The 719-nt window shown below is 28.0% G+C and carries 1 protein-coding gene; it reads left to right on the plus strand.

Annotation, left to right across the window (positions count from 1 at the left end; all coding sequences use genetic code 11):
* A partial coding sequence (locus IE124_RS36335; RefSeq protein WP_502266946.1) for a GTP-binding protein occupies window positions 1–719 on the plus strand: 719 nt, incomplete at both ends.

Below are 719 nucleotides of genomic sequence, written 5' to 3' on the forward strand. Positions count from 1 at the left end.
ATAAAAAGATATAGAAATATAGGAATAATTGCACATGTTGATGCAGGCAAAACTACAACAACAGAAAGAATATTATATTATACAGGAAGTACTCACAAATTAGGAGAAGTACATGAGGGAACAGCAGCAACAGATTGGATGGAGCAAGAACAAGAGAGAGGCATAACAATAACATCAGCAGCAGTAACAACATTTTGGAAAGGAATGAAAGGACAATATAAAAACCATAGAATTAATATAATTGATACACCCGGACATGTTGATTTTACTATAGAAGTAGAAAGATCATTAAGAGTATTAGATGGAGCAATAGTAATATTATGTGGATCATCAGGAGTACAATCTCAAACAGAAACAGTGTGGAGACAAGCAAATAAATATAAAGTACCACGGATAATATTTATAAATAAAATGGATAGACCAGGAGCAAATTATTTAAAAGTTTTAAAACAAATTGAAGAAAGATTAAATTGTAAAGCAGTTCCTATACAATTAAATTTGGGAAGTGAAGAAAAATTTAAAGGTATAATAGATTTAATTGAAATGAAAGCTATTTCATGGTTAGAAAAGAATAATGGTATGGAATATGAAAGAGTAGAAATACCTTCAGAACTGAAAAAAATATCAAAAAAATATAATAATATTTTATTAGAACTAGCAGCAGAATCAGATGAAAAGATATTAGAAAAATATTTAGAAGAAGGTAAATTATCTAAAAA

This window comes from Streptomyces narbonensis (genome assembly GCF_014649015.1).
Classification (GTDB): Bacteria; Actinomycetota; Actinomycetes; order Streptomycetales; family Streptomycetaceae; genus Streptomyces; species Streptomyces narbonensis.